Genomic DNA, 4,190 nt, shown 5'->3' with positions numbered 1-4,190 from the left:
CCGCTCCGGTTCGCGTAATTTTCTAACAATGAATTAAATTGTAATTGTTCTTTTTACTATATTTATAACCAGTCGTTTAGACCTTAGTTGCGTGCTGCGGACAGAGGCAAATGAGCAGTGATTGTGTATAAATAATTACTGTATATTATTGCATCTCACTTAAATTACTTTTCATTCGGGTAAAATTATATCTTTGACGCCTTAAAAAACCTCGGAGTACGACGTGCGCTTAAAAACACTAGAAATTAAAGGCTTTAAAAGTTTTGCAGATAAAACCGTTTTGCAGTTCGATGAGGGCATCACTGGGGTGATTGGGCCAAACGGTTGCGGCAAAAGTAATATCATCGACTCCATCCGCTGGGTAATCGGCGAGCACAAAATCAGTAACCTCCGGTCTGATAACCAGGCGGGACTTGTGTTCAATGGTTCCAAAAGCCGCTCAGCAAGCGGTATGGCGGAAGTTAGTCTCACTTTCGAGAATACCAAGAACGTACTGCCCACCGAATTTACCACGGTGACGATTACACGTAAATTTTATAAGAACGGCGACAGTGAATACCGTCTTAATGACGTGGCCTGCCGCCTGAAGGATATCCATAACCTGTTCATGGACACGGGCGTAAGTACCGATTCCTATGCCATTATTGAGCTGGGCATGGTGGACGACATCATCAAAGACAAAGAAAACAGCCGTCGCCGTATGCTGGAACAGGCGGCCGGCATCTCCATTTATAAAACCCGGAAAAAAGAAGCTAAATCCAAACTGGACGCCACAGAAGGGGACCTGAACCGCATTGAGGACCTGTTGTTCGAAATCAATAACAACCTCAAAACACTGGAAAGCCAGGCCCGTAAGGCAGAGCGCTTCTACGAGGTGAAAAAGGAATACCGCGAAATCAGTATAGAACTTGCCAAAGCCGCCCTGGAAGGCTTTAACGTCACTTTCAAGGAACTGTCGGATACCCAGCAGAATGAAAGCGACCGTAAACTGGCGCTGGAAACAGACATCCTCAGTGCAGAAGCAGCCGTGGAACAGGATAAACTGCATTTCGTGGCAAAAGAAAGGGAACTGCAAACCATGCAGAAATCCTTTAATGAACTGGTTTCCACTATCCGTACCAAAGAAAACGATAAGAATCTCGCTACGCAACAACTTACGTATCTGCGCGAGCGGGAAAAAAATATCAGCGACTTCCTCAATAATGCGGAAGGACAACTGCAGGGATTGACCACCTCTATTGAATTTACCGAGAAACAGGTGGAAGAAGAAGGGGAAGTATTTGAAACAATGGCAGACGAACTGGACACCCTCCGCGATATGGTAGAGGAAAAGAAAGAACGCTTCCATCAAAAGAAACAAGCCCTCGAAACCCTGCGCAACGACCAGCAACGCTGGCAGCGTCAACAGTTTGAGGCGGAAAAGAAAGTAGCCGTTGCCGATACCTCCGTGATGAACCTGCAACGCAGTATGCAGCAACTCCAGGAAGAAAAGACCAGCCGCCAGCAGCAGATCGCCCAGCTGGAAACAGAAAAAGAGGCGCTGCAGCAAACACTGACCGGCAGCAAAACAGAACTGGAAAACATGGTCCGTTTCCAGGAAGAAACCAAAAGTAAGATCCTCGCCACCCAGTCAGATATAGAAGGGCTGCGTGACAAGCTGGTGGACGAAAACCGTACCCTCGACGCCAAAAAGAACGAGTTCGACCTGCTCAAATCGTTGGTCGACAGCCTGGAAGGCTATCCCGAGAGTATCAAATTCCTTAAGAAAAATCCCGATTGGAACAATAACGCCCCCATCCTGAGCGATATCTTTTTCTGTAAAGAAGAATACCGCACCTGCGTGGAAAACCTGCTGGAACCTTACCTGAGTTACTACGTGGTAAACAACGTGCAGGAAGCGGTACAGGCCATCCAGCTGCTCGACAGCAACAAAAAAGGAAAAGCCAATTTCTTTATCCTGGATCAGTTCCGCGCCGATTATTCGCCGCTGCTGGCGCCCGCAGGCACCATCCCAGCGCTGGAAGTAGTGGAAATCGAGGAAAAGTACAGGGGACTCGGACATCACCTCCTGGGTAAAGTATTTATCGGGGATGACCTCACCAGGCTGGAATTTAGCCAGATAGCCGATGAACGGATGCTGCTGGTGGAAAAATCCGGCCGCATGCACCGCGGCAAATACAATATCAGCGGTGGCTCTGTTGGATTATTCGAAGGCAAAAAACTCGGCAGGGCCAAGAACCTGGAAAAACTGGAAACAGAGATCAAAGACCTGGAAAATGTGGTGGGCCGCCTGAAAGTAGCGCTGCAAAGCAAACACGATGAAGTATTAGGCTATAACAGCCAGTTAAACGAAAATAATATCAATACTGCCCGGGAAAAGGTAAACCAGCTGAGCAACCAGCTGTTTGGCCTGCAGAACAGGATTGAAAACTTCCATCATCTCATTGATGCCGGCGATAAACGCCTGGAAGAAATGCAGCAATCGCTGGAAACCAACCAGGAAAGCATTTCCGGCGTAAAAGATGAACTGGAAAGCCTGAATGAAAGGGTGAATGAACTGCAGGATAGCATCGCTGATGCAGACAGGACCGCCCAGGAAGCTGAACAGCAGTTCAATATGGCTACGGTGCAGTTCAATAACCAGAACCTGCAACATACCCGTCAGCAAAGTAAAGTACAGGCCCTCAAACAGGAACTGGAATTTAAACGCAAACAACTGGCAGACCTGCATGTGCAGATCACCAGTAACAAATCACAACTGGAAGATGCGGTGGCCAATATCGCCGCCGCGGTAGATAAACTGAGTCATGCCGACGATGGTCTCGTGGAACTGTTCCGCCAGCGTGAAGAAGAAGAAAAAGCCCTCAACGAAAAAGACCAGGAATACTATAATTTCCGTAACCACCTGCAGGAACTGGAAACCACGCTGAGAACAAAACAGCGCGCCAAACAGGAACTGGAACAGCAACTGAATACCATCAAGGATAAAGTGAACGAACTGAAGCTGCAACTGACCTCCATGAAGGAAAGGCTCAGCGTGGAGTTTAAAGTGAACCTGGATGAAATTATAGACGAACAGCGCAGTTCCGAGCTGTCTGTAGAGGAACTGACCGGTAGTGCTGAGCGATTGAAAAAGCGCATGGAGAACATGGGGGAAATTAACCCTACCGCTATTGAAGCTTACCAGGAAATGAAGAAACGTTACGAATTTATCCTGGAACAGAAAACGGATCTTGTTAATGCGAAAGACTCGCTGCTGGCTACTATCCAGGAAGTAGAGTCTACCGCTAACCAGAAATTCCTGGATACCTTTAACCAGGTAAAAGAGAACTTTATCCGGGTGTTTAAAGCATTGTTTACGGAAGAAGACCAGTGCGATATGATCCTGAGTGATCCGGAAAACCTGGCAGACACCGGTATTGAAATTATCGCGAAGCCAAAAGGGAAGCGCCCGGCGGCCATTACGCAGTTGTCGGGAGGAGAAAAAACGCTCACAGCCACGGCATTGTTGTTTGCCATTTACCTGATTAAACCGGCGCCATTCTGTATCCTGGATGAGGTAGATGCTCCATTGGACGATGCCAATGTGGGTAAGTTTACCAACATGATCCGGAAGTTTTCCGATAATTCACAATTTATTATTGTAACACACAACAAGCAAACAATGGCCGCTGTAGACGTGATCTATGGGGTAACCATGCAGGAGCCGGGCGTAAGCAAACTGGTTCCGGTGGATTTCAGAAGTTTAAACTAGCCGCCTGGTTTGGTTGTTGTAAAGAGAGTTCATTACTTTTATTCTTTATTCTAAAAAAATAAAAAAACGTAAATACTATGGGCGCATGGGGCACCAGGAATTTTGAAAATGATGGATCACAGGATTGGATTTTTGACCTGATCGATAATAAAGATGGTGGTTTGGTGGCTGATACGCTGGCGCGTATCACCAATAACATCGAAACGCTGGAAGTTTCGGATTGCGAAGAGGCACTGGCCGCTGCAGAACTGGTGGCAGCATTGGTAGGCCGCCCTAGCGAAGATTTCCCTGAAGATCCGCTGGATCAGCTGGATGTGCTGAACCTCATCGGTACACGCGCACTCAGGAACCAGGCAATTGCCGCTGTAAACAAAATTGTAGCTGCTTCCGAAATGAAGAATTACTGGGAAGAAGCTGGTCACGGCGAAGAATGGGC

The 4,190-nt window shown here is 47.4% G+C and carries 2 protein-coding genes; both read left to right on the top strand.

Annotated elements, in window-relative coordinates:
* Nucleotides 1-223: 223 nt before the first annotated feature.
* The gene (gene smc, locus VN105_RS14700; protein ID WP_325642160.1) at nt 224-3,754 is read left to right on the top strand and encodes a chromosome segregation protein SMC; all 3,531 of its coding nucleotides are present in this window, start codon (nt 224-226) and stop codon (nt 3,752-3,754) included.
* A gap of 77 nt (nt 3,755-3,831) precedes the next feature.
* Nucleotides 3,832-4,190: DUF4259 domain-containing protein (locus tag VN105_RS14695; RefSeq protein ID WP_325642159.1), on the top strand; the 359-nt coding region annotated here is incomplete at its 3' end.

Source organism: Chitinophaga sp. (assembly GCF_035564935.1).
Classification (GTDB): Bacteria; Bacteroidota; Bacteroidia; order Chitinophagales; family Chitinophagaceae; genus Chitinophaga.
Note: the sequence above shows the minus strand (reverse complement) of the source record. Positions and strands in the feature narration are given on the sequence as shown.